The 3,556-nt window shown below is 57.4% G+C and carries 5 protein-coding genes and 1 pseudogene; 4 read left to right on the top strand and 2 right to left on the bottom strand.

All coding sequences use genetic code 11. The features are described from left to right. Nucleotides 1–44: 44 nt before the first annotated feature. Nucleotides 45–209, bottom strand: coding sequence for a hypothetical protein (locus EN914_RS38440; RefSeq protein ID WP_164752019.1), 165 nt, complete (start codon nucleotides 207–209; stop codon nucleotides 45–47). 97 nt (nucleotides 210–306) lie between these two features. On the opposite strand from EN914_RS38440, the pseudogene EN914_RS28560 reads away from it, so the two are divergent. Both EN914_RS28560 and EN914_RS28565 read left to right on the top strand, forming a co-directional pair. Then, a pseudogene (locus EN914_RS28560) lies at nucleotides 307–555 on the top strand (amino acid synthesis family protein); the annotation flags it as partial. 398 nt (nucleotides 556–953) lie between these two features. Further along, nucleotides 954–1,271, top strand: a complete 318-nt coding sequence (locus EN914_RS28565; RefSeq protein ID WP_050580505.1) for a helix-turn-helix transcriptional regulator — start codon at nucleotides 954–956, stop codon at nucleotides 1,269–1,271. Nucleotides 1,272–1,385: 114 nt separating this feature from the next. On the opposite strand, the gene EN914_RS28570 is transcribed toward EN914_RS28565, so the two are convergent. Beyond that, nucleotides 1,386–1,685, bottom strand: a complete 300-nt coding sequence (locus EN914_RS28570; protein ID WP_024504637.1) for a DUF1236 domain-containing protein — start codon at nucleotides 1,683–1,685, stop codon at nucleotides 1,386–1,388. A gap of 474 nt (nucleotides 1,686–2,159) precedes the next feature. Here EN914_RS28570 and EN914_RS28580 point away from each other — a divergent pair, with 474 nt between their 5' ends. Both EN914_RS28580 and EN914_RS28585 read left to right on the top strand, forming a co-directional pair. Further along, the gene (locus EN914_RS28580; RefSeq protein ID WP_024504638.1) at nucleotides 2,160–2,537 is read left to right on the top strand and encodes a low affinity iron permease family protein; all 378 of its coding nucleotides are present in this window, start codon (nucleotides 2,160–2,162) and stop codon (nucleotides 2,535–2,537) included. An 818-nt stretch (nucleotides 2,538–3,355) separates the two neighbouring features. Further along, on the top strand, nucleotides 3,356–3,556 hold a 201-nt coding region (locus EN914_RS28585; RefSeq protein WP_245497858.1), incomplete at its 3' end, for a DUF4142 domain-containing protein.

Genomic DNA, 3,556 nt, shown 5'->3' on the forward strand with positions numbered 1-3,556 from the left:
TTTGTGCCCTCATGCGAGGAGGAAGTCCTTCCAGGCCGAGCGGGTCAGGCAACACCGGAGTATTTTTTCATTACCCTTGCTGCTCGCACGAGTGACGACCAATCAGCTCCCATAGTGGCGACGAGGTCACTAGCTTCTTCGCTGGAAATGCCGGTGCGGGCGGCGAGCTTCTTCGCAAGCAAATCGAAAGCCAGTTCGACTATCGTCATCGTTCAGCCCTTTCGCTAAGCTCTCCAATACCCTCTCGGAGGGTCTCTCGCATTAGCCCATGTTAATGACGCCATTATCCGCGAGGCGAGAAGCAATTTCCTTCACCTCGTGGGCGGCACGACCTATCTCGAATTCTGCAACACACGCAGCGCGCCTGGCGCGCTGCTGTCGCTTCCGATGATGCACAAGAGTGAGAACGGTCGCCGCTCACACTTCATCACCGCCAATTTTCAGATCGCAGACGGCCCGGCTGCCGACGAGATCGTCGTGGCCATCGGTGCTGCGGACGGCGGCTGGGTCGGCATGCGTCAGGAAGGCAGTCGCCGATTGACGGGAACAATTTAGCGAACAGTAAATTCAACGGTCTTCTGGTAGGAGGCAAAAGTGTCCCAGCGAAGCGTCGACAAAGACCGATTGGAGCGCGCAGACCGCGAGGCAAAAGTTGCTAACGCGGCCGAGAGAGAGGCGCGTTATTTGAAAACTGCGCGACTTCGAGAACAACGCCTTGCTGCCGAAGCCAAGGGTCCCCAGGCTTCGAAGAAAGGCCGATCCAGGAGCTAAGGCGCTTAGCCGCCGAGGCTGGCCGTGAGACAGCGACGCCCTTCTGATGGAACATACACCACGCTAATAGTTCTAGCGCGCCGGGCACGCGACGATCCCGGCACATCCTCATTGGGGCGCCCGCCGCTGCCGTCAAGGAGGCCGGCGCAAGGCGCGCTCGACGCGTGAGCGAGGGGAACATCATGAATCCCGAAAAGCCCAGCATTTATGCGCCATCCGCCGAGCTGCTCGCTGCCATGGCTAATGAAAAGCGCCTTCTCGCTCTAATGATTCTTGCTGACGGAGAAATGTCCGTTTCTGATCTGGCGCCGCGATTGGGGCTTAGCAACTCAGCACTCTCCCAGCATCTCGGCATGATGCGAGAATCTGGTCTGGTCACCCGGAGGCAGGAGCGCCATAAAGCGTATTACTCGTGCACAGATCTTGCCCTGAAAGTCCTTGAGCTCCTGGACTGGCTTGTTGAGCGGAAAACTCTGCCTGGCGGCGACCATCATCCATAAAGCCGGACCTTTGGAAGGTTGCGATGTCGGGACTCAAGGCTCGTCACCGGATTGTGGAGATTTGTAAGCTTCGACCCCGCCGCCAGGCGATGGCGGCGGGGTTGGATGGTTCGTTCAGTCGTAAACCTTGATGATTTTTCGGGTGCCCGGGTCCACCAGCACCGTGCGGTTGTCGACCACAACGTAGCGATATTTGACGTTGGGGACCTCATGGATCTCAACCGTTTCCGGCAGGGCTGTCCCGACATTCAGTTCCACGCCGGGGAGCTTGACCGACGCCAGGGGCTGCTTCTTCACATATTCGCGGATGACGGTGTCCTGTTCCGGCTGGATGATGACGTCGTCCGCGGCGGCTGAGCCGATCCCAGCCAATAGCAACATCGCTGCTGCGGTGTTCTTTAGAAGCATGTTCATATCTGCACTCCTGTAGGGACGGGCGCAACACGATCATCGTCCCGCGCCGCCCGGCAAGTTGAACATGGAGCCGCCCTAAACGTTCCGCCCTAGGTACTTAGGTCTAGTCCCCTTGGGACCTAAGTCTGGTTCTGGAAACCGCATTGGTCCTGTCAGCGGCAGCGGCTGGAACGCTTGGCTTCCGCGGCTGTTGTCTCTCGAATTTGGAAGAATGCAGATGGATAAAGTGTGGACCAAGCACGCTGGTTATTCGCGGCTGTTCCCTTTCTCGTGATGGCACTCGTTCTTGGCTGGCATGTGGTGGATCGGCGGGCAAACGTCCCTTCCGACGCCGAACCCGTATCTTTAACCTGCAGTAGGTGACCTGATGTTGCGCGACAAGGAGAGTCGGATCTTAGAGGCAGGCCTGTTGGCGGCGGTGCCTGTTTGTGTGGCGATTACCGCACTGGTCGCCTTGATGACCTTGGCCAGCATATGAATCGGTTCCTTTTCGCGGCCTCCGACTTCCTATCTCGGCCGCCAGGCTTCTATGTCATGCTCATGGCAATGGTTTTGTGCACCGCCCTGGTGCCTTTTGGACTGACAAATGCGGTCACCTATGCCCTGTCGGTTGCCGCCATCGTGATCACCGGTGTTGTCCTTTTACAAGGCTATCGCGATACCGCCGCCATTCACGCAAAACTCGACGAGATCATCGTTTCACTGAAGGAAACCAGGAACGACGTTGTCGGATTGGAGCATGCCGAGCCGGACGAGATCAGGGAGAAGCTTGTAAAACTCGAAGAAGAAGCGTCCCAAACGATCGGGGCTGCCAGGCGCGAACTTTCGAAAGCAACAGGAGAGAGATCATGAACAATCTCATTTGGCTCGTTGGTGCGGTGGTCGTCGTCTTGGCGATTTTGAGTTTTTTTGGCCTTCGGTAGGCGACGAGCATTTCCGCCGACAACCTGAAGGATCAGGGGGAACTACACTTGGCGTCGCAAATTGCTTTCATGAATGACAATCAGCCGCCCCCCGACAAGTTGATATCCGAGCCACCGCCAGATTGGCAGGGCGTGTTTTTTGCCACCGCTGCCCTCGTCTCGTCCTTATGCGCCCTGCTGCTGGCATTTTGGATGTCTGTTTGATCGCTGTCGGAGGGGCCATTGTCCTATAAAGAGCCAAAAAGGTTTGGCATCAAAGTTGCTTTGACAAGTTGGGGCGGATGAAGCCCGCCGCTTCGCAAATGGGGCGGCGGGCTTTCATAAGCTAACCCTCAGAAACGAGCCTTGGCCGGCATTTTACTTGGCGAAGGTCACGCATGTCGACCTGCTGACGCCGCCGGGATGCCTGGGTAAGCGCAATCTGTTGCGCTACTGACATCTTTCCGCCGTGTGGTGATCTTCTGGTCGGCCGTCCCGTCTGCTTCAGGCTCTTTGCCGGCAAGCATACCAAACTCACCGTTGGTTTTCCGCCATCAGGTCCCCTCTGCGAGCAATGGCAACTCTTCGATCGGTCTGGGGTTCCTGGACAATCTGGGATCGGTGTCACTCCGCCCAGCTCGTGACGGCGGGAATGGCGCCCCGAAAATATCCGACATTTATCAAGGCCCGGAACAAAGATGGCGCCGGGAGATTGGAGTTCATCGTCCTCCTCAACCAAGGAACCTAAGCATGAGAACCAAACTACGCATGGCATCGCTGTCGATCGCGACCGCAATGACCGCTGTACTGCCTGCCTTGTCAGCAGAGACGGCCCAGGACTTCGTCACGAAGGCCGCGATCGGCGGGATGTTCGAAGTGCAGTCCAGCAAGGTCGCTCAAAGCAAGCTCCAGGATCCGAAACTTAAGGATTTCGCGCAGACGATGATCTCCGACCACGGTGCTGCGAAC

The organism is Mesorhizobium sp. M7A.F.Ca.CA.001.08.2.1 (genome assembly GCF_003998455.1).
GTDB lineage: Bacteria > Pseudomonadota > Alphaproteobacteria > Rhizobiales > Rhizobiaceae > Mesorhizobium > Mesorhizobium ciceri.